Here is an 18,876-nt window from a genome sequence, read left to right on the forward strand (position 1 = left end):
GCCGGCCGCCGGGCGAGGGTGGTCGACGCGGCGCGGCTGCCGGGCCGTCGAGCGGGACCGGCGGTCACGGTGCCGTTGTCCGCGTGCACCGGTCGGCGGCGGCCGGCTCGCCTTCCGCAGCCGCCGGTACGGCCGACGGCCGCCGCCGCGGCGCCTGTCCCGGCTGACCGGGGCGGAGGCGGCGGTCGTCGCCGGACGGCTCGGCAGCGCACCGGCCGCGCCGGGTGAACCCGCCCGCCGTCGGCGGACCGGCCGATTGATCACACGGTTGTCACACTCGCCTGCCAGAATCGGGGCGGAGCCGACATCCGACCGCTGGAGGACCCGTGCCGTCCACCCCTCGCCCGCTGCGCAAGCTGGGCTTCCTCACCATCGGCCTGTTCGACGCGGCGGACCCCGGGCGGGGCCACGAGTCCACGCTGGAGATCATCGAGCTGGGCGAGCGGCTCGGCTTCGACAGTGCCTGGGTCCGCCACCGGCATCTGCAGTACGGCATCTCGTCCCCGGTCGCCGTCCTGGCCGCCGCCTCGCAGCGCACCCGGCGGATCCAGCTCGGCACGGCGGTGACGCCGCTCGGCTGGGAGAACCCGCTGCGGCTCGCCGAGGACCTGGCGACGGTCGACGTGCTGTCCGGCGGCCGGCTGAACCCGGGGGTCAGCGTGGGTCCGCCGATGCACTACGACCAGGTCAAGGGCGCCCTCTACCCGGACACCGGCGACGCGGAGGACTTCGGTTTCGAACGGGTGCGGCGGCTGCTGGACCTGGTGCGCGGCAAGCCCGCCACCGACTTCAGCGGGGTGGAGGGGTTCGAGGTCTTCTCCGACGTCGTCCAGCCGCACTCCCCCGGGCTCGGACGGCGGATGTGGTACGGCGGCGGCAGCCTGCGGTCGGCGCGCTGGGCGGGCGAGCACGGGATGAACTTCCTGACCAGCAGCGTGGTGAAGGTGGAGGACTCCGAGGGCGCGGACGGGCCGCCGGACTTCGCCGCGATCCAGTCGTCCCTCATCCGGGAGTTCCGGACCCACCATCCCGACGGGGAGGCGGCCCGGGTCTCCCAAGGGCTGGTGGTGATCCCGACCGACTCGGCGACCCCCGCGCAGCGCGCCAGGTACGAGGAGTACGCGGCCCGGCGGCTGCCCCGCACCGCGGCCCCGCAGGGTCCGGGACGGCAGCTGTTCGCGCCGGACCTGGTCGGCAACTCGGCCGAGCTGGCCGAACGGCTGCATGCGCACGCCGCCTTCCGCGAGGTCGACGAGGTGGCGTTCGCCCTGCCGTTCACCTTCGGGCACGAGGACTACGTACAGATCCTGACGGACATGGCGACGCGGCTCGGGCCGGCGCTGGGGTGGCGGCCCGCCGGGTGACCACGGCATCGGGGCCCCGGCCTCGGGTACCCGGCCCGTCCGTGCCGGACCCGGGAAAGGAGCCGCAGATGGCAGCGGAGGACCGGCTGCGGACGTACCGCGGCAGGCGCGACTTCGGGCGGACCCGTGAGCCGTCGGGGCAGGCGCCCCCGGCGGGCGCGGGCGAACGGCCCCGGTTCGTGGTGCAGATCCACGACGCGCGGCGGATGCACTTCGACTTCCGGCTCCAGGTCGGCGATGTCCTGAGGTCCTGGTCCGTCCCCAAGGGCCCGTCGGCCGATCCGGCGGACAAGCGGCTGGCGGTGCCCACCGAGGATCATCCGCTGGCGTACGAGCACTTCGAGGGCGTCATCCCGAAGGGCGAGTACGGCGGCGGCACGGTGATCGTGTGGGACCGCGGGACGTACGAACCGCTCAGCCATGACCGCCGGGGCCGCCCGGTGGACTTCGCGGAGTCGCTGGAGCGGGGGCACGCCACGTTCCGGCTGCACGGCGCCAAGCTGCGCGGCGAGTACGCCCTCACCCGGTTCCGCGGCGGCGGCGCGGACGAGGAGGAGGCCTGGCTGCTGGTGCGCAAGGGGGCGGCCCGGCCGGCCGGGCACGGCACGCCCGACCCCCGGCGGGCCCGCTCGGTGCGCACCGGCCGCACCCTGGCCCAGGTGGCCGCCGGCGCGGACTGAGCGTCGTACCGGCCCGCCCGCCGTATCCGGATGGGGGCGTTCCGGCCCCGGCGGGCGGGCCGCGCCGCTATGTTCGCGGCGGTATCCGCTCGCGCTCCCGGAGGCTCGCATGCGCACCGCACTCCGTACCGCCGTGGCCGGTGTCGCCACGGCCGCCGCCCTCATGACCTGCGGCTCTGCCGGGGCCACCCCGCCGGGGCCGGGGATCACCTCCCGGATCCTCGCCCGCGCCACCGTCGACGGCACCGACTACATCCTGCGGGAGGTCACGCTCCCGCCCGGCCAGACGACCGGCTGGCACTACCACGACGGTCCGCTGTACGGCGTCGTGCGGCAGGGCACCCTCAGCCACTACGACTCCTCGTGCGGTCCGGACGGCGTGTACGGCACCGGCGAGAGGATCGAGGAGCCGCCCGGCCCCGGTTACGTCCACATCGGCCGCAATCTGGGTGACGTCCCGCTCGTCCTGGACGTGCTGTACGTGCTGCCGCACGGCTCCCCGTTCTCCGAGGACGCCCCGAACCCGGGCTGCCCGTTCCAGTGACCCCCGCTCAGCCCTGACGGGCGCGGAGGGCGGCGAGGGCCCGGTCGGCGTGGGTGTTCATGCGCAGTTCGCTGCGGACGACCTCCAGGACGGTACGGTCCTCGGCGATCACGAAGGTGACGCGCTTGGTCGGGGCCAGGGAGAAACCGCGCTGGACGCCGAACCGCTCGCGGACCGTGCCGTCGGCGTCGGAGAGCAGCGGCATGCCGAGGCGGTGGCGGTCGGTGAACTCCCGCTGCCGGTCGACGGCGTCCCCGCTGATGCCGACGGGCCGGGCGCCGACGGCCGCGAACTCGGCGGCCAGGTCGCGGAAGTGGCATGCCTCGGCGGTGCAGCCGGGCGTGAGGGCGGCGGGATAGAAGAAGAGCACCACGGGGCCGCCGGCCAGCAGTTCGGTGAGCCGTCGGGTGGTGCCGGTCTCGTCGGGCAGGGCGAAGTCGTCCGCCGTGTCCCCGACCGCGAGGGGCCTGGTCACGACCGTCCCTCTCCGCCGCGGGCCACACCGCGCGCCCACAGCACCAGGGGCACCTGGAGGGGCAGCCGGGCGAGGGCCGCCGCCTTGAGCGGAGCCGGCCGGTGGCGCCAGTCCACGGCCATCCGGACGTTGGCGGGGAACACGCCGACGAAGAAGGCGGCCGCCGCCTTCGCGGCCACCGTGCGGGTGCGGGGCGCGGCGATCCCGGCCGCCAGAGCCAGCTCGACGGCCCCGCTGCCGTAGGTCCAGGCCCGGGGCGGGCCCGGCAGCGAGTGCGGGACGACCGCGTCGAACTGCCGGGGGACGGCGAAGTGGGCGGCCCCCGCGGCGGCCAGCAGGCCGGCGAGCAGCAGGGGTGAGCGTTCGGACCGGGGCACGGTTCCTCCTCTGATGGCCTGCCGCCGGATATTACTGGAGCGTAGGCCGGCACCGTGCGCGTCCCGTCGATCCGCCCGCGCGGGCGGATCGGGCGCGAGGGGTACGCCGGTGTGTCCGAGCGGGGGCCCGGGGGGCCGAAGGTCCGCCTCAGGCCGCGACGAGCTCGGCCCAGCGGGTGACCCGGCCGGGGAGGACCCGTATGCCGTGGCGGGTGGCCAGGGCGTGCACGATGGCCTCGCCGCGGCCGTGCTCGTCCGGGTCGATCCCGGCGCGGGACGGCCCCGCGGCGGGGTCGGGTCCGGCGTCGGTGACCTCGACGCGCAGGGTGGGCGGGTGGTCGCCGCGCACCCAGGCCACCCGGAGTTCGGCGGGCGGGCGGGCGTGCACGATCGCGTTGGTGACCAGCTCGGACACCACGAGCAGCGAGTCCTCGACGATCTCCGGACACACGCTCCAGTCGGCGAGGAGCGCCGCCACCCGCCGGCGTACGGCGGAGACCGCGCCGGCGACGGGCGGTACCGGGCACACGTGTTCATGCACCGCCCGAAGCAGGGTATTGAGCTGGGCCACCATGTTCTCTCCCGATCTGCTGCCGGTCTCACGCGCTGTCTCGGCGCCTTCCGGGCCTCAAAGCACGTTAGGGAGACATATCGGACGGGTCAATGAACAGGGGTCGGCATTACCGAACGCCCCGTCGCGACCCCCGCCGCGGGGCGGAGCGTCCCCGGCGGTAATAGGCTCGCCTCATGGCCGGACCGGTCCAGTCGATCGAGCGGGCGGCGGCGATCCTGCGGCTGCTCGCCGGCGGGCCCCGCCGACTCGGGCTCGGCGAGGTGGCGGCCTCGCTCGGGCTGGCGAAGGGCACCGCCCACGGCATCCTGCGCACGCTCCAGCACGTGGACTTCGTGGAGCAGGACACGGCGACCGGGAAGTACCAGCTCGGGGCCGCCCTGCTGCACCTGGGCACCAGCTACCTGGACGTCAACGAACTGCGCTCACGGTCCCTGAACTGGGCCGACGCCCTGGCCGCCCGCAGTGGGGAGGCGGTGCGCCTGGGCACCCCGCTGGAGGGCAGGGTCCTCGTCGTCCACCATGTGTTCCGGCCGGACGACAGCTTCCAGACGCTGGACGTGGGCGCGCTGCTGCCGCTGCACGCCTCCTCGCTCGGCAAGGTGCTGCTGGCCTTCGGCACGGCCACGGCCGAGCCGGCGCAGGAGCCCGGGCCGGAGGCGTACACCCGGCACACGCTGGTCGACCCCGAGCGGCTCGGCCGGGCGCTCGCCGCCGTCCGGGAGGCCGGCTGGGCGGCCGAGATCCAGGAGATGAGCATGGGCGAGGCCGGCATCGCCGCGCCCATCCGGGGGCACGGCGGGCTCGTCGTCGGCGCCATCGGGCTGTCCGGGCCGGTGGAGCGGATCTGCGACGGCCAGGGCCTGCCCCGCCCCGCGCTGATCAGCCTGGTCCGTGAGGCCGCCCGGGCGGTCTCCAGAGACCTGGGAGCCGCCCGCTGGTAGGCCGCGACCGCCGCCCCAGATCCGTCGGAAGGCAGACCCGATCATGGCTGAACGGTATGTGATGTCGGTCGATCAGGGCACCAACTCGACCCGTTGCATCCTCTTCGACCACCGGGGCCGGCTGGTCTCGGTCGCGCAGCGGGAACACCGGCAGCACTTCCCGCGGCCCGGGTGGGTGGAACACGACGCCGTCGAGATCTGGCAGAACCTGCGCCGGGTGATGCCCGAGGCGCTGTCCGCCGCCGGCATCGACCAGGGGCAGGTGGCCGCCGTCGGGCTGGCCAACCAGCGGGAGACGACGGTGGTGTGGGACCGGCGCACCGGTGCCCCGCTGGGCCGGGCGATCGTCTGGCAGGACACCCGTACCGCACCCCTGGTCGAGGAGCTCCTGCGCCGTCCCGGCGAGGCGTTCTTCCAGGAGCGGTGCGCCCTGCCGCCCTCGACGTACTTCTCCGCGCTGCGGCTCCGCTGGCTGTTCGACCACGTCAAGGGCCTGGAGCAGCGTGCCCGGGACGGCGAGGTGCTGTTCGGGACGATGGAGAGCTGGCTGCTGTGGAATCTCACCGGGGGCGCCGACGGCGGCCTGCACCTGACCGACGTCACCAACGCCGGCCGCACGATGCTGATGAACATCCACACGCTCGCCTGGGACGACGAGCTGCTGGACTTCTTCGGCGTGCCCCGCCCGGTGCTGCCCCGGATCCGCCCCAGCGCCGAACGGTACGGCGAGACGCGCGCCCTGCTGCCGGGCATCCCGCTCACCGCCGCCCTCGGCGACCAGCAGGCCGCGCTGTTCGGCCAGACCTGCTTCTCCCCCGGCGAGGCCAAGTGCACGTACGGCACCGGGAGTTTCCTGCTGCTGAACACCGGAGGCGAGGTCGTACGGTCCCGGCACGGGCTGCTCACCACGGTCGCCTACCGCATCGGGGACCAGCCCCCGGCCTACGCCCTGGAGGGGTCGATCGCGGTCACCGGCGCGCTCGTCCAGTGGTTCCGCGACCGGCTGGGCCTGATCGGCAGCGCCCCGGAGATAGAGACCCTCGCGCGCACGGTCGAGGACAACGGCGGCTGTTACATCGTCCCCGCCTTCTCGGGCCTGTTCGCGCCGCACTGGCGCAGCGACGCGCGCGGGGTCATCGTCGGCCTCACCTCGTACATCACCAAGGGACACCTGGCGCGGGCGGTGCTGGAGGCCACGGGATGGCAGACCCGGGAGGTCGTCGACGCGATGAACGCCGACTTCCCGGTGCCGCTGCCGCAGCTGAAGGTGGACGGCGGCATGACCGCGGACAACCTGCTCATGCAGTTCGTGGCCGATGTGCTCGACGTGCCCGTGGTGCGGCCCATGGTCGCCGAGACGGTCTCCCTCGGCGCCGCGTACGCGGCCGGTCTCGCCGCCGGCTACTGGCCGGACCTGGAGGTGCTGCGCCGCCACTGGCACCGGGCCGCGCAGTGGCTGCCGGGCATGGACCCCGGGCGGCGGGAGGCCGAGTACGCCAACTGGAAACGGGCCGTCGAACGGTCCCTGGGCTGGGCCGGACCGCCGCACGCCTCCTGACCCCGCCGTTCCCCGCGCGCTCCTCAGCCCGAAAAGACGCCTCCCGGTGCCGCCGCCCGCGCGCTGACGGGTGCCAGCCACAGGCCCACGATCGCGTCGGCGAGCCCCGTCGCGGCCTCGCTCCAGGCGGCATGCGGGGCCGGGGCGGACTCGGCCAGCGCCCGCTCGCGCTCGGCGCAGGTGTGCAGGATCAGCAGCCGGACCATCTGGCCGCGTTCGGCGCGGACCTCGGGCGGCAGGTCCGGCAGGGTGCGGTTCAGGCCCTCGACCGCCTCGCGCAGCGCCGGCGAGGCCAGGGACTCCTCGACCATGATCTCGTGCAGCGCCGGGTCGGTCATCACCTGCGCGCAGAACCGGGCGTACCAGGTGGGGCTGCCGAGCCCGGCCAGGTGCTCGGTGACCGGGCGGACCAGGCAGTCGACCCAGTCGCGCACGTCCGTGGAGCCCGCGGTCCGCCGCAGGGCCCGCTCCCGCAGCGTCTCGATGTGCCGGGTGTGCCGCCGGGCGACCGCGCGGACCAGGTCGGCCTTGGTACCGAAGTGGTAGCCGACGGCGGCGTTGTTGCCCTGTCCCGCGGCCTCGCTGACCCGGCGGTTGGAGACGGCGTACACGCCGTGCTCGGCGAACAGCCGTTCCGCCGCGGTCAGGATCGCCTCCCGCGTCGCGTTCACCTGCTCGGTCCGCGCCGTCCTGCGCGCCATGCTCACCACCGCTCCGGGACGTGCGCCACCCCGGGGGCGGTCCGTCCCGCACTCCGCCCCGGGCCCTCGGCCGGGGCGGGCGAGGTCCAACCGGTCACAGCCTACGGCGCGCGGGCCGCCTCCCCGGACCTGCGCCCGCGCCGGGCCCGCTAATGTAAGTCAAGCAGTTGACTTAAAAAGGTCCCGCGGCGGTTCGCCGCTCCCGCTCTCCGGAAGGTTGCCCCTTCATGCCCGACGCCCCCGCCCGGCCCGCCGAGGCCGGACGCACAGCACCGTCCCGGCCGGGTGCCGTGGTCGCGGTGCTGGCCCTGGCCGGTATCACCGTGTCGCTGATGCAGACCCTGGTGATCCCGATCGTGCCCGAGCTGCCCGGCTATCTGCACGCCTCGCCGTCCGACGCCGCCTGGGCGGTCACCGCCACCCTGCTGGCCGCCGCCGTCGCCACCCCGGTGGCCGGCCGGCTCGGCGACATGTTCGGCAAGCGGCGCCTGCTGCTGGCCAGTCTGGTCCTGCTGGTGGCCGGCTCGGCGGTGTGCGCGCTCAGCGACCGGCTGGTCCCGATGATCACCGGCCGCGCGTTGCAGGGCCTGGCCGCCGCCGTGGTCCCGCTCGGCATCAGCATCATGCGGGACGAGCTGCCGCCGGAGAAACTGGCCGGCTCCACCGCGCTGATGAGCGCCTCGCTCGGGGTCGGCGGCGCGCTGGGGCTGCCCGCGGCGGCGTTCATCGCCGACCACTACGACTGGCACGTGCTGTTCTGGACCTCCGCGAGCCTCGGCGTGGTCGCGGCCGTGCTGGTGCTGGGCCTGGTACCGGAGTCCAGCGTGCGCACCGGCGGCCGGTTCGACCTGGCCGGCGCGCTCGGCATGGCCGTCGGGCTGGTCTCGCTGCTGCTCGCCGTCTCCAAGGGCGCTGACTGGGGCTGGGGCAGCGGCACCACCCTGGGCCTGTTCGCGCTCGCCGTGGTGGTCCTGCTGGGCTGGGGCTTCTTCGAGCTGCGCACGGCCCGGCCGCTGGTCGACCTGCGCACCACGGCCCGCCGCCAGGTGCTCTTCACGAACCTGGCCTCGATCGCGTTCGGCTTCTCCATGTTCGCGATGGCCCTCGTTCTGCCCCAGTTGCTCCAGCTCCCCGCGCAGACCGGCTACGGCCTGGGCCGGTCCATGCTCGCCGCCGGCCTGGTCATGGCCCCGCAGGGCCTGGTGATGATGGTCATGGCCCCGGTCTCCGCCCTGATCACCAAGTCCCGGGGCCCGAAGACCACGCTGATGACCGGTGCGCTGATCGTCGCCGCCGGGTACGTGCTCAACATCGTGCTGATGAGCGAGATCTGGCACCTGGTGCTGGTGTCGTGTGTCATCGGCGCGGGGGTCGGCTTCGCCTACGGCGCCATGCCCGCGCTGATCATGGGCGCGGTCCCGCCCTCGGAGACGGCCGCCGCGAACAGCCTCAACACGCTGATGCGGTCGATCGGCACCTCGGTGGCCAGTGCCGTGGCGGGCGTCATCCTGGCCCAGATGACGACCAGCCTCGGCGGTCACGCGCTGCCCTCCGAGAACGGCTTCAAGGCCGTCATGGCGCTCGGCGCGGGCGCGGCCGCCCTCGCCTTCCTGCTCGCCGGGTTCCTCCCCCGGCACCGCCCGGCCGGCGCCCCGGCCACGACGGCAGCGGAGGCCTCGGCCGAGCCGGTGGGCTGACGCCGCGAAGGGGTGCCGGTGAGCCGACTCCGGGAAGCCGAGGCGGCGCGCGTGCCGGCCGGCCGACAACCGGGGCCTGGGCACGGGCGGTGGCCGTCGGGGACGCCCGGGGTCTGGCGCGGGGCGGTGGCGTCGGGGACGCCCGGGACCCGGACGCGGTGCGGTCGCCATCGGGGACGCCCGGGGCCGGGTGCAGGACACCGAACCGGTCGGCTGACGCCCGGTGGTCATGGCACGGGGCACGAGCCGGTGGGCCGAGTCCGGGACGCCGAGGCGACGCACTGGCCGGCCGGCTGACGACCGGGAGGCCGGGCGCGGGGCCCGTTCAGGGGAACCGTGGGGCAAATGCGCGTGAGCGGGCCGGGGCCGGTCGAGATCTCTGCCGTGACCGCCGCGCCCCTGCCGTTCATCGCGCCGATGCTCGCCACCCCCGGGAGCCTGCCGCCCGCCGCTCAGGACCCGCGGTGGGCGTACGAGACGAAGCAGGACGGCCAGCGGGTGATGGTGTACCTGCCCGGCGACGGCAGCGTGCTGCTGCGCGCCCGCTCCGGCGAGGACATCACCGCGGCCTACCCCGAACTGGGGCCGCTGGGCGCCGCGCTGGGCCCCGCGCCCGCCGTGCTGGACGGCGAGGTACTGGCCCTGGACGAGCGGGGGCGGGCCGATTTCCAGCTGTTGCAGAGCCGGATGGGCCTCGCGCACGCCCCCGCGCGGGCGGCGCGCCGGGCCGCGCAGGTACCGGTGCACCTGGTCGTGTTCGACGTCCCCTATCTGGCCGAACCGCTGCTCCGGCTGCCGTACGCGCGGCGGCGGGCCCGGCTGGAGGAGCTGGACCTGGCCGGACCGTACTGGTCGACGCCGCGCGCCGTCACCGGTCACGGCGCCGAGGCGCTGCGCGCCACCCGTGAGCACGGGCTGGAGGGCCTGGTGTGCAAGCGGCTGGACTCGGTGTACGAGCCCGGGGTCCGCTCGCGCGCCTGGATCAAGATCCGGAACATGCGCGCCGAGGACGTGATCATCGGCGGCTGGCTGCCCGGGAAGGGCCGGCTGACCGGACTGCCCGGGGCCGTACTGGCCGGGCAGCGCGACGCGCGGGGCCGGCTGCGCTACGTCGGCGGGGTGGGCACCGGCTGGAGCGAGGCGGAACGGGTCCGGCTGGCGGAACTGCTGCGGGACGCGGCCAGCGACCGGTGCCCCTTCGACCCGGCGCCGCGGGTTCCCCAGGCGCGCTGGGTGGTGCCCCGGCTGGTGGGCGAGGTGAGTTACAGCACCCGCACCCGGCACGGCATGCTGCGCCAGCCGTCCTGGCTGCGGTCCCGCCCGGACCTCACACCGGAGGAGTCGGCGGCGGACCTGCCGGATGAGCCGGGATAAGACCGTGGAAAGCGCGGACGCGGCCGGACAGCCATGGGTCGCGCGGCCGGCGACCCCTGACAGGCGCGGACCGACGGGCCGCAGGACCCGCGGCCGGCGGACGTGGAACGCACAGCCGACGAACCAGAGCGGCAGCCACGGCCCACGGACCGTGCGACGCACAGCCCGCACACCGGGGCGGAAGACAGGCCGGCGAACCCTGGCAAACACGGCCGCAGACCACAGGACACACAGCCGGCGGACGTGGAACGCACAGCCGACGAACCAGAGCGGCAGCCACGGCCCACGGACCGTGCGACGCGCAGTCGGCGAACCAGGGCGGCAGGGCGCGTCCGGCGGGCCCCGGCGCGCGTGGCCGGCCGGGCGAACTCCCCGCGGCTCGGCGGTTCGTAGGGCGGCCTGCGACCGGAGCCGGACCGGCCCAGGGTCTATCGTGTCCCTCATGTCTGCACCGGAACTGATCCGTATCGTCTCCCGCGACTCGCCCATGGCCCTGGCCCAGGTCGAGCGGGTCCGCGCCGAGTTGGCCGTGCTGCACCCGGGGGTGCGGACCGAGGTCGTCCCGGTGAAGACGACCGGCGACAAATGGCTGGGCGATCTCTCCCAGGTCGAGGGCAAGGGCGCGTTCACCAAGGAGGTGGACGCGGCGCTCCTCGCCGGGGAGGCGGATCTCGCGGTGCACTGCGTGAAGGACGTGCCCGCCGACCGGCCGCTGCCCGCCGGCACGGTGTTCGCCGCGTTCCTGAAGCGGGACGACATCCGCGACGCGCTGGTGCACCCGGGCGGGCTGACCCTGGACGAGCTGCCGGCCGGCACCCGGATCGGCACCTCCTCGGTCCGCCGGATCGCCCAACTGGCCGCGACCCACCCGCATCTGGAGTGCGTGCCGTTCCGCGGCAACGCCAACCGCCGGCTGGAGAAGCTGGCCGCGGGCGAGGCGGACGCGCTGCTGCTCGCGGTGTCCGGTCTGGAGCGGATCGGCCGGGCCGACGTCATCAGCGAGGTGCTGTCGACGGAGACGATGATGCCGCCGATCGGCGCGGGCATCCTGGCCCTGCAGTGCCGGGAGGGCGACACCGGGCTGATCGACGCGGTCAGCGGGCTGGGCGACCCGGACACCCACCGGGAGGCGACGGCCGAGCGGATGTTCCTGCATGTGCTGCAAGGGCACTGCAACAGCCCGATCGCCGGGTACGCGCGCGTGGACCGCAGCGGCGAACTCTCGCTGCGTGCCTGCGTGTTCACCGCGGACGGCAAGACGCGGCTGAACGCCCACGAGTGGGCGGGCCGGCTCGATCCGGCCACCCTCGGCACCTCGGTCGCGGTCGCGCTGCTGCGCCAGGGCGCCCGGGAGATCATCGACGGTATCCCGCACTGAGCCCCGTACGGCGTCCCGCACTGAGCCCGGTACGGCGTCCGGCACCGGGCCGCGCACGGCGTCCCGTCGGTGCGCGTCAGGCCGAGCCGGGTTCCGCCTGGTCCCGCAGGAAGGCGGAGACCTGGTGGGCCAGGCCGCCCTGCCCGCCGGCCGCGGGGGTGGCCGCCGGGGCCGGCTCCAGGACGCCGGTGCCGCCCGCCCACAGCCGGCGGCCGGTCCACTCGTCGTCGACCCGCAGCTGCACCTGCACGTCCACGTGGCTGAGGGCGGTCTCGGGCGCGGCGGCGTAGAGCACGGCGGTGGCCCGGCGCAGCGGATAGACGTCGAAGCCCTCGATGAACTGGGAGTTGCGCCAGTCGATGAAGGCGCCCTCGCCGTCCGGGCCGACGCGGACGTCGATCTGGCCGTCCTCCAGGTGGATGCCGTAGGGCCGCGCACCCCGGTTCTCCACGGTCACCCGGACACTGAAATACGTCAGCCCGGCGGCGGCGTCGTCCCGTCCGCGCGGCGGCTCGGCCGCTTCCAGGCGGTGGACGCGGACCCGCAGACCGGCATGCTCCTCGTACTCCTGCCAGTCCCCGACCACGTTCGGCTCGTACACAGTGCCCCTCTCGACCCTCGAGAGCTGCTGTCTATCTGTGCGCCGAGCGCACTGTCAAATGGCCGGAACGCTCCGTGGTCAGGGGAATCGGAGCCCGTCGGCCGGTGATCAAGCGCTGCCCAGGAAGAACTCGCCCGCGGCGGGTTCCGGCCGCTTCTCCGCGCGTGCCACATATCACGTCCGCGACAAGATCGGCGATCTTGCCGCACCTTTCTGCCCCATTCGCTACATTTATTATTATTTGTTTGGAGGTGTCCCTCAGCGGGAAAGGGCACAGCAGTGCTTCGGACAGGAGGCACGTCCGTGGGAGACGGCATGGCCCGCCCCCGGTGTCCCACTCCATGCTCCGAGCGCACCTCCCACGGTGTCTGTCCCATCAGCACCTGCCGAGAGAGGTGCGCGCGATGCGTGTCACTGGCAGCACGAAGTCCCATCCCCACGACGACGCCCCGGACACGGGCGCCGCCTTCGAGCGGCTCGCCCTGCTGCCCGACGGCCCCGAGCGCCGGGCCCTCAGGGACGACCTGGTCCGGTTGTGGCTGCCCATGGCCGAGCGGATCGCGGTGCGGTTCCGCGGCCGCGGCGAGGCCCTGGAGGACCTGTACCAGGTGGCCGCGCTGGGCCTGGTCAAGGCCGTCGACCACTACGACCCGGACCGTGGCCGGGCCTTCGAGGCGTACGCGGTGCCCACCATCACCGGCGAGATCAAGCGTCACTTCCGGGACCACATGTGGACCCTGCACGTGCCCCGCCGGGTGCAGGACCTGCGCAACCGGGTCCGCGGCGCCGTGAAGGAGCTGGCCCAGACCACGGCGGGCCGGGCGCCCACCGTCGCGGAGATCGCCGCCCACACCCGGCTCACCGAGGACGAGGTGCGCACCGGCATGGAGGCGCTGGAGTGCTTCACCGCGCTGTCCCTGGACGCCGAGGTCACCGGCACCGACGGATACGCCCTCGGGGACTCGCTGGGCTGCCCGGATCCCGGCTTCGACCTCGTGGTGGACCGGGCCGCGGTCCGGCCGTGCCTGGAGGCGCTGCCCGAACGTGAGCGGACCATCCTCTACCTGCGGTTCTTCCGGGGCATGACGCAGAGCTGCATCGCCGCCCAGCTCGGCATCTCGCAGATGCACGTGTCGCGGCTGCTCAGCGGCTGCTTCGACCGGCTCCGCGAGGAACTGCTCGCGGAGATCCGCTGACCCCGGCCCCGCCCGTGCGCCCCTACTGCCCCTCGGTGCCCGGTACCTGCGCGGGCCCGTACCGGTCCAGGGCGTCCTCCAGCTCGGTCCGGATGTGCTCGGGGAGATCGCCGCGCCGCCCCCAGATCAGGAACAGCTCGGCGATGTGGCGCAGTTTGATGTTGGTGTGCTGGGAGACCTCCTTGAGGACCTCCCAGCCCTGGTCGGGGGTGACCCGGGCGAGGGCCACCACCATCCCGATCGCCTGGTCCACGACCGCGTGCGAGGCCATGGCCTCCTTCAGCTGGTCGACCTCCGCCTGCAACGCGGCGATCCGGTCCGGCTCGCTCTCTGCCATCCCTCCATCGTGCGCAGCGGCCTGCGCCCCTGCCACCCGGGGTACTCGGCAGGCGTGTCGACCCCGTCGGGCCGGACACTGGTGGCATACCGGTGGCCACCCGGCCCCCGAGAGCAGGACGCGACTGCCATGAACCACGAAAGCCCCACCGGCGGCGCGCCGCGCGGCAAGGACGTCGTCTCCACCCACTCCGTGTTCGGCGCACCGTGCTGGGTGAGCCTGACCAGCCGTGACCTCACGGCCACCCAGGAGTTCTACACGGCCGTGCTGGGCTGGCACTGGCGCACCGCCAAGCTCGGCGAGCACTTCCGGATCGCGCTCGTGAACGGGGTCCCGGTCGCCGGGATCGCCGCCGTCGCCTCCATGTGGCAGATGGCGGTGGCCTGGACGCCGTACTTCGCGGTGCGGGACGCGGACCTGGCCGTGTCCCGGGTCCGGGAGCGCGGCGGTACGGCGGCGGTCGGGCCGCTGTCCTTCCCGCCCGGCCGGGCGGCGCTGCTGGCCGACCGGGACGGCGCCACGTTCGGGATCTGGCAGGGCGACCTGGTCACCAACTGGGAGGCGTGGCGGCAGGCGGCCCCCGCCTTCGTACGGCTGCACACCCGGGACGCCTTCGACGCGGCGATGTTCTACGGCGAGGTCCTGGACTGGGCGACCGGGCAGCCTGGCTGCTGCGAGGTGGAGTACGACGGCGGCGAGGTGCTGCTGCGCAGCGAGGGCGATGTGGTGGCGCGCATCGACTCGGGCGCGGTGGAGGCCGCCCCGGACCCCTCGGTGCGCCCGCACTGGCAGATCCACTTCGCGGTGACCGACGTGCCGGCCTGCGCCCGCGCGGCGGAGAAGCACGGCGGCAGCGTGCTGCGCGAGGACGGCGAGCGGGAGGCGATCCTGCGGGACGCCGACGGCGCGCAGTTCACGGTGACCGCCCGCGGCGTCTGCTGCTGAGACCGGCGGCCCCCGGTCAGCCCGTGGCGCGGGACGGGCGGGACAGCAGGACCAGGCCGCGGGCCTCCACCCGGAGCCGGGTGGCCGCCTTGCGTTCGCGCTCGTCGGGGATGCCCTCGGGGTCGGCGGTGTCGATCAGCGTGGTCCAGCGCTCGCCGAACGACTCGTCGGGCAGGCGGAAGACGACCGGCTCCCAGTAGCCGTTGACCAGCAGCAGGAAGGAGTCGTCGGTCATGCGGCGGCCGTGCGGGTCGCGCTCGGCGATGGCGTCGCCGTTGAGGAACGCGCCGACCGAGTGCGCGTCCGCGCGCTGCCAGTCCCGGTCGGTCATCTCGCGGGCGTCCGGCCGCAGCCACACCAGGTCCGGCAGCGGCTGGCGGGCGTTGGTCGCGGTCTCGCCGCGGAAGAAGCGGCGCCGGCGCAGCACCGGGTGCGCGGCGCGCAGCGCGATCAGGCGCCGGGTGAACTCGGTGAGGGCGCGCTGCTCGTCGGTCAGTTCCCAGTCGACCCAGGAGATCTCGTTGTCCTGGCAGTAGGCGTTGTTGTTGCCGCGCTGGGTGCGGCCGAGTTCGTCGCCGTGGCACAGCATCGGGATGCCCTGGGACAGCAGCAGCGTGGCCAGCAGGTTGCGCTGCTGGCGGGCACGCAGTTCGAGGACGGCCGGGTCGTCGGTGCCGCCCTCCGCGCCGCAGTTCCAGGACCGGTTGTGACTCTCGCCGTCCCGGTTGTCCTCGCCGTTGGCCTCGTTGTGCTTGTCGTTGTACGACACCAGGTCGCGCAGGGTGAAACCGTCGTGCGCGGTGACGAAGTTGACGCTGGCGCGCGGCCGGCGCCGGCTGTGCTGGTAGAGGTCGGAGGAGCCGGTGAGCCGGGAGGCGAACTCGCCGAGCGAGCCGGGTTCGGCCCGCCAGAAGTCCCGTACGGCGTCCCGGTACTTGCCGTTCCACTCCGACCACAGCGGCGGGAAGTTGCCCACCTGGTAGCCGCCCTCGCCCACGTCCCACGGCTCGGCGATCAGCTTGACCCGGCTGATCACCGGGTCCTGCTGGATCAGGTCGAAGAACGCGGAGAGCCGGTCCACCTCGTGGAACTGCCGGGCGAGGGTGGCCGCGAGGTCGAAGCGGAAGCCGTCGACGTGCATCTCGGTGACCCAGTAGCGCAGCGAGTCCATGATCAGCTGGAGCACGTAGGGGTGCCGCATCAGCAGGCTGTTGCCGGTGCCGGTGGTGTCGTAGTAGTGCGCCCAGTCGCCGTCCACCAGACGGTAGTAGGAGGCGTTGTCGATGCCCCGGAAGGACAGCGTGGGGCCCAGCTCGTTGCCCTCGGCGGTGTGGTTGTAGACCACGTCGAGGATGACTTCGAGGCCGGCCGCGTGCAGCGCCTTCACCATGGCCTTGAACTCGTTGACCTGCTGGCCGCGGGTGCCGAAGGCGGCGTAGGCGTTGTGCGGCGCGAAGAAGCCGATGGTGTTGTAACCCCAGTAGTTGGACAGTCCGCGGTCCTGGAGGATGCCGTCCTGGACGAACTGGTGCACCGGCATCAGCTCCACCGCGGTCACCCCGAGCGAGGTGAGGTGCTCGGTCACGGCGGGGTGGGCCAGCCCGGCGTAGGTGCCGCGCAGCCGCTCGGGGATGTCCGGGTGGGTGCGGGTCAGCCCGCGGACGTGGGCCTCGTAGATCACCGATTCCGCGTACGGCGTGCGGGGCGGGCGGTCGTCGCCCCAGTCGAAGAACGGGTCGGTGACCACGCCCAGCATGGAGTGGCCGGCGCTGTCGGCCGGGGCGGGCCCGTCGGGGGCGCGCTCGTACAGCGAGGGGTGGTTGTCGATCTGGCCGTCGACGGCGCGGGCGTACGGGTCGAGCAGCAGCTTGGCCGGGTTGCAGCGGTGGCCGAACGCGGGCTGCCAGGGGCCGTGCACCCGGTAGCCGTAGCGCTGTCCGGGGCCGACGCCGGGCAGGAAGGCGTGCCAGACGAACCCGTCGACCTCGTGCAGCCGGACGGGGGTCTCGGCGCCGGAGTCGTCGACGAGGATCAGGTCCACGCGCTCGGCGACCTCGCTGAACAGGGCGAAGTTGGTGCCCTGCCCGTCGAAGACGGCACCCAACGGGTAGGGGTGCCCGCTCCAGACGGGCACCCCTGCGCGTGCGCGTGCGCGTGACGTGCGGGGGGTCACCGGCCGCCCTCCGGGGTGGCGTCACCGGTGGGCGCGGAACCGGCCAGGACCGTCACCGGCCGGTCGCGCGGGACCTTGAGGTCCGTGCGCAGGACGGGGTGGGGGGCGAGGGGCACCAGCGGGACGCGCTGGCCGGCCCGGGCGCGCTGCGAGAACCAGATGATCAGGCCGCCGGTGCCCGTGGCGCAGCAGCCCCAGCCGTCGCTCATGGCGGCGATGTCCGCCAGGCAGGACCGCAGGTCCGCCTCCGGCCGCAGATCGGGGTCGTCACCGCCGAGGGCGGTGATGAGGTGCTGGCCGTTCCACCACATCTCGATGGAGGCGTGCTTGTTCCTCGCGTGCGCGTCGATCGCCCGCAGCAGCAGTTCGGTGCCGTGGCGGACGGGCTCCACGAGGTTGTCGAGGTCCCAGTAGCGCAGATGGGCGGCCAGGATGCGGCTGACCTGTCCCACCCGTTCCGGGCCGACCTCCACGTCGAGGTGGTAGTAGCAGGGCACTGCGGTCTTCATCGTCGCTTGCTCCTCACCGGCGAAGCTCTCGCTCCCCTCGCCCGCCCGGAAGGGTTCCCGGACACACAGCGTGAGCGTTGATCGCTTCAGAGTCATCTCCACGGTGCGCGCACTACGCCATTCGTGCAACACGAGGCTCCGGACGTCACCCTCGTTGAAGGTCCAACAAGACGCTGCGTCGTCACGCGTGCACCATGAGTGAAAGCCTCGATCGCCGTAACGGTGCCGTGCCCTCCCCTGCGCGGACACCACCCGACCGTCGGGAACGCGCCCAGTCGAGAGCGTGGAGGGTGAAGAGGGCCATGCTGCTACCCGCCAAGGCCGAAGTGGCCCGGCAGTTGCGGCGTTACCGGGCGTGGGAGCGGGTGATGCTCGCCGCGCCGCACGACCGCACGGTCCGGGCCACCTTCGAGGACTCCGGGTACACCCTGTGCGTGCTGATGGGCAAGCGCTGCGCCCGCGAGGCCGCGGAGGCAGCCGAGCGCTATCTCCGCACGAACCTGGTCACCTATCTGCGGGAGCAGGACGGGCGGCCGCAGCCGCGCCGGACGGCGAGAAGAGCGCCGCCGTCGGAGCGGCGTTCCACGGCGCCAAGCCCCTGACCTGGCACCGTACAAGGCGTTCCCTCGGGACCGGCGAGCGGCCGGCCCGATTTCTCGGATCGCGGAGCCGGGCCGGGCGCCCGGCTCCGCGCACGGCGGAGGTGAGATACATGCGCAGGACCCCGGCCATCGGCCGTGTACCGGTACGTGACGTCCGGCCGGCCGTGGAGTGCGGCAGGCGCCCGGCGAAGGCGGTGGCCGGGGAGACGTTCGAGGTGTCGGCCACCGTGTTCCGCGAAGGGCATGACGCCGTGGGCGCGAACGTGGTCCTGCGCGATCCGGCGGGCCGGCGCGGCCCCTGGACGCCGATGCGGGAGCTGTCGCCGGGCAGCGACCGCTGGGGGGCGGAGGTCACCCCCGATGTGACGGGGCGCTGGACCTTCCGGGTGGAGGCGTGGAGCCATCCGCTGGCGACCTGGCGGGAGACCGCGTCGGTGAAGGTGCCGGCCGGGATCGACACCGGCCTGGTGCTGGAGGAGGGCGCGGAGCTGTACGAGCGGGCCGCCGCCGGGGTGCCGAGGGGCCCCGACAGGGACCTGGTGCTGGCCGCGGCGCGCGCCCTCGGCGACGACACCCTGTCGGTCCACCACCGGCTGAAGGACGCGCTGTCCCCCCAGGTGGGTCAGGTGCTGGCCCGGTATCCGCTGCGGGAGCTGGTCACCGCCTCGGACGCGATGCCGTTGCTGGTGGAGCGCGAACGCGCCCTGTACGGCTCGTGGTACGAGTTCTTCCCCCGCTCCGAGGGCACTGCCGAACGCCCCCACGGCACCTTCCGCACCGCCGCCCGCCGGCTGAAACCGATCGCGGACATGGGATTCGACGTCGTCTACCTGCCCCCCGTCCACCCCAT

Annotated in this window: 20 protein-coding genes; 12 read left to right on the plus strand and 8 right to left on the minus strand. The window is 74.0% G+C overall.

The window, feature by feature from the left end; all coding sequences use genetic code 11:
- Positions 1–326: 326 nt before the first annotated feature.
- The 3 genes from AB0E62_RS30840 (at position 327) to AB0E62_RS30850 (ending at position 2,588) form a co-directional block, all read left to right on the plus strand.
- A complete protein-coding gene (locus AB0E62_RS30840; protein WP_362201097.1) occupies positions 327–1,364 on the plus strand; it encodes an LLM class flavin-dependent oxidoreductase in 1,038 nt (345 codons plus the stop codon).
- Positions 1,365–1,432: 68 nt separating this feature from the next.
- Entirely contained in the window at positions 1,433–2,044 is a 612-nt protein-coding gene (locus tag AB0E62_RS30845; protein WP_362201100.1) for a DNA polymerase ligase N-terminal domain-containing protein, read from the plus strand.
- 109 nt (positions 2,045–2,153) lie between these two features.
- Complete coding sequence (locus AB0E62_RS30850) at positions 2,154–2,588, plus strand: cupin domain-containing protein (RefSeq protein ID WP_362201103.1); 435 nt, start codon at positions 2,154–2,156, stop codon at positions 2,586–2,588.
- A 7-nt stretch (positions 2,589–2,595) separates the two neighbouring features.
- Here the strand turns inward: AB0E62_RS30850 and AB0E62_RS30855 are convergent, their stop codons facing one another.
- The 3 genes from AB0E62_RS30855 to AB0E62_RS30865 form a co-directional block, all read right to left on the minus strand.
- Positions 2,596–3,063, minus strand: coding sequence for a peroxiredoxin (locus AB0E62_RS30855; protein WP_362201106.1), 468 nt, complete (start codon positions 3,061–3,063; stop codon positions 2,596–2,598).
- On the minus strand, positions 3,060–3,440 hold the full coding sequence (locus AB0E62_RS30860) for a hypothetical protein (RefSeq protein WP_362201109.1): 381 nt from the start codon (positions 3,438–3,440) through the stop codon (positions 3,060–3,062). The genes AB0E62_RS30855 and AB0E62_RS30860 overlap by 4 nt, the downstream gene beginning before the upstream one ends.
- Before the next feature lie 148 nt (positions 3,441–3,588).
- The gene (locus AB0E62_RS30865; RefSeq protein ID WP_362201112.1) at positions 3,589–3,981 is read right to left on the minus strand and encodes an ATP-binding protein; all 393 of its coding nucleotides are present in this window, start codon (positions 3,979–3,981) and stop codon (positions 3,589–3,591) included.
- Between the two features lie 206 nt (positions 3,982–4,187).
- Here AB0E62_RS30865 and AB0E62_RS30870 point away from each other — a divergent pair, with 206 nt between their 5' ends.
- Positions 4,188–4,955, plus strand: coding sequence for an IclR family transcriptional regulator (locus tag AB0E62_RS30870; protein ID WP_362201115.1), 768 nt, complete (start codon positions 4,188–4,190; stop codon positions 4,953–4,955).
- A gap of 43 nt (positions 4,956–4,998) precedes the next feature.
- On the plus strand, positions 4,999–6,513 hold the full coding sequence (gene glpK / locus AB0E62_RS30875; protein ID WP_362201118.1) for a glycerol kinase GlpK: 1,515 nt from the start codon (positions 4,999–5,001) through the stop codon (positions 6,511–6,513).
- A 23-nt stretch (positions 6,514–6,536) separates the two neighbouring features.
- Here glpK and AB0E62_RS30880 read toward each other — a convergent pair whose 3' ends face one another.
- Positions 6,537–7,214 (minus strand): TetR family transcriptional regulator, encoded by a 678-nt coding sequence (locus tag AB0E62_RS30880; protein WP_362201121.1) that lies wholly within the window; start codon positions 7,212–7,214, stop codon positions 6,537–6,539.
- 227 nt (positions 7,215–7,441) lie between these two features.
- Here AB0E62_RS30880 and AB0E62_RS30885 point away from each other — a divergent pair, with 227 nt between their 5' ends.
- From AB0E62_RS30885 to hemC, 3 genes are all read left to right on the plus strand, one after another.
- The gene (locus AB0E62_RS30885) at positions 7,442–8,911 is read left to right on the plus strand and encodes an MFS transporter (protein WP_362201124.1); all 1,470 of its coding nucleotides are present in this window, start codon (positions 7,442–7,444) and stop codon (positions 8,909–8,911) included.
- A 345-nt stretch (positions 8,912–9,256) separates the two neighbouring features.
- On the plus strand, positions 9,257–10,285 hold the full coding sequence (locus AB0E62_RS30890; protein WP_362201127.1) for an ATP-dependent DNA ligase: 1,029 nt from the start codon (positions 9,257–9,259) through the stop codon (positions 10,283–10,285).
- A 442-nt stretch (positions 10,286–10,727) separates the two neighbouring features.
- Entirely contained in the window at positions 10,728–11,663 is a 936-nt protein-coding gene (gene hemC / locus AB0E62_RS30895; protein WP_362201130.1) for a hydroxymethylbilane synthase, read from the plus strand.
- 76 nt (positions 11,664–11,739) lie between these two features.
- Here the strand turns inward: hemC and AB0E62_RS30900 are convergent, their stop codons facing one another.
- Positions 11,740–12,264: a hypothetical protein gene (locus AB0E62_RS30900; protein WP_362201133.1), complete on the minus strand. Its 525-nt coding sequence runs from the start codon at positions 12,262–12,264 to the stop codon at positions 11,740–11,742.
- A gap of 404 nt (positions 12,265–12,668) precedes the next feature.
- On the opposite strand from AB0E62_RS30900, the gene AB0E62_RS30905 reads away from it, so the two are divergent.
- Positions 12,669–13,460 (plus strand): RNA polymerase sigma factor SigF, encoded by a 792-nt coding sequence (locus AB0E62_RS30905; protein WP_362201136.1) that lies wholly within the window; start codon positions 12,669–12,671, stop codon positions 13,458–13,460.
- A 22-nt stretch (positions 13,461–13,482) separates the two neighbouring features.
- On the opposite strand, the gene AB0E62_RS30910 is transcribed toward AB0E62_RS30905, so the two are convergent.
- A complete protein-coding gene (locus tag AB0E62_RS30910) occupies positions 13,483–13,797 on the minus strand; it encodes an ANTAR domain-containing protein (protein ID WP_362201138.1) in 315 nt (104 codons plus the stop codon).
- Between the two features lie 129 nt (positions 13,798–13,926).
- Here AB0E62_RS30910 and AB0E62_RS30915 point away from each other — a divergent pair, with 129 nt between their 5' ends.
- Positions 13,927–14,742: a VOC family protein gene (locus tag AB0E62_RS30915; protein WP_362201141.1), complete on the plus strand. Its 816-nt coding sequence runs from the start codon at positions 13,927–13,929 to the stop codon at positions 14,740–14,742.
- Positions 14,743–14,758: 16 nt separating this feature from the next.
- Here AB0E62_RS30915 and glgX read toward each other — a convergent pair whose 3' ends face one another.
- On the minus strand, positions 14,759–16,876 hold the full coding sequence (gene glgX, locus AB0E62_RS30920; protein WP_362201144.1) for a glycogen debranching protein GlgX: 2,118 nt from the start codon (positions 16,874–16,876) through the stop codon (positions 14,759–14,761).
- A 35-nt stretch (positions 16,877–16,911) separates the two neighbouring features.
- Positions 16,912–17,424, minus strand: a complete 513-nt coding sequence (locus tag AB0E62_RS30925) for a pep a2 (protein ID WP_362201147.1) — start codon at positions 17,422–17,424, stop codon at positions 16,912–16,914.
- A gap of 302 nt (positions 17,425–17,726) precedes the next feature.
- Here AB0E62_RS30925 and AB0E62_RS30930 point away from each other — a divergent pair, with 302 nt between their 5' ends.
- Together AB0E62_RS30930 and AB0E62_RS30935 are read left to right on the plus strand one after the other, a co-directional pair.
- Positions 17,727–18,026: a DUF5133 domain-containing protein gene (locus AB0E62_RS30930; RefSeq protein WP_362201150.1), complete on the plus strand. Its 300-nt coding sequence runs from the start codon at positions 17,727–17,729 to the stop codon at positions 18,024–18,026.
- Positions 18,027–18,136: 110 nt separating this feature from the next.
- The coding region (locus AB0E62_RS30935; protein ID WP_362201153.1) for a maltotransferase domain-containing protein at positions 18,137–18,876 on the plus strand (740 nt) is incomplete at its 3' end.

It is taken from the genome of Streptomyces sp. NPDC038707, assembly GCF_040636485.1.
Lineage (GTDB): Bacteria > Actinomycetota > Actinomycetes > Streptomycetales > Streptomycetaceae > Streptomyces.

Excerpts from the sequence above, each read along its gene's own strand:
- AB0E62_RS30845 (WP_362201100.1), top strand. The coding sequence starts at position 1,433 with ATGGCAGCGGAGGACCGGCTGCGGACGTACCGCGGCAGGCGCGACTTC.
- AB0E62_RS30850 (WP_362201103.1), top strand. The coding sequence starts at position 2,154 with ATGCGCACCGCACTCCGTACCGCCGTGGCCGGTGTCGCCACGGCCGCC.
- AB0E62_RS30870 (WP_362201115.1), top strand. The coding sequence starts at position 4,188 with ATGGCCGGACCGGTCCAGTCGATCGAGCGGGCGGCGGCGATCCTGCGG.
- glpK (WP_362201118.1), top strand. The coding sequence starts at position 4,999 with ATGGCTGAACGGTATGTGATGTCGGTCGATCAGGGCACCAACTCGACC.
- AB0E62_RS30880 (WP_362201121.1), bottom strand. The coding sequence starts at position 7,214 with ATGGCGCGCAGGACGGCGCGGACCGAGCAGGTGAACGCGACGCGGGAG.
- AB0E62_RS30885 (WP_362201124.1), top strand. The coding sequence starts at position 7,442 with ATGCCCGACGCCCCCGCCCGGCCCGCCGAGGCCGGACGCACAGCACCG.
- AB0E62_RS30890 (WP_362201127.1), top strand. The coding sequence starts at position 9,257 with ATGCGCGTGAGCGGGCCGGGGCCGGTCGAGATCTCTGCCGTGACCGCC.
- hemC (WP_362201130.1), top strand. The coding sequence starts at position 10,728 with ATGTCTGCACCGGAACTGATCCGTATCGTCTCCCGCGACTCGCCCATG.
- AB0E62_RS30905 (WP_362201136.1), top strand. The coding sequence starts at position 12,669 with ATGCGTGTCACTGGCAGCACGAAGTCCCATCCCCACGACGACGCCCCG.
- AB0E62_RS30910 (WP_362201138.1), bottom strand. The coding sequence starts at position 13,797 with ATGGCAGAGAGCGAGCCGGACCGGATCGCCGCGTTGCAGGCGGAGGTC.
- AB0E62_RS30915 (WP_362201141.1), top strand. The coding sequence starts at position 13,927 with ATGAACCACGAAAGCCCCACCGGCGGCGCGCCGCGCGGCAAGGACGTC.
- AB0E62_RS30925 (WP_362201147.1), bottom strand. The coding sequence starts at position 17,424 with ATGAAGACCGCAGTGCCCTGCTACTACCACCTCGACGTGGAGGTCGGC.
- AB0E62_RS30930 (WP_362201150.1), top strand. The coding sequence starts at position 17,727 with ATGCTGCTACCCGCCAAGGCCGAAGTGGCCCGGCAGTTGCGGCGTTAC.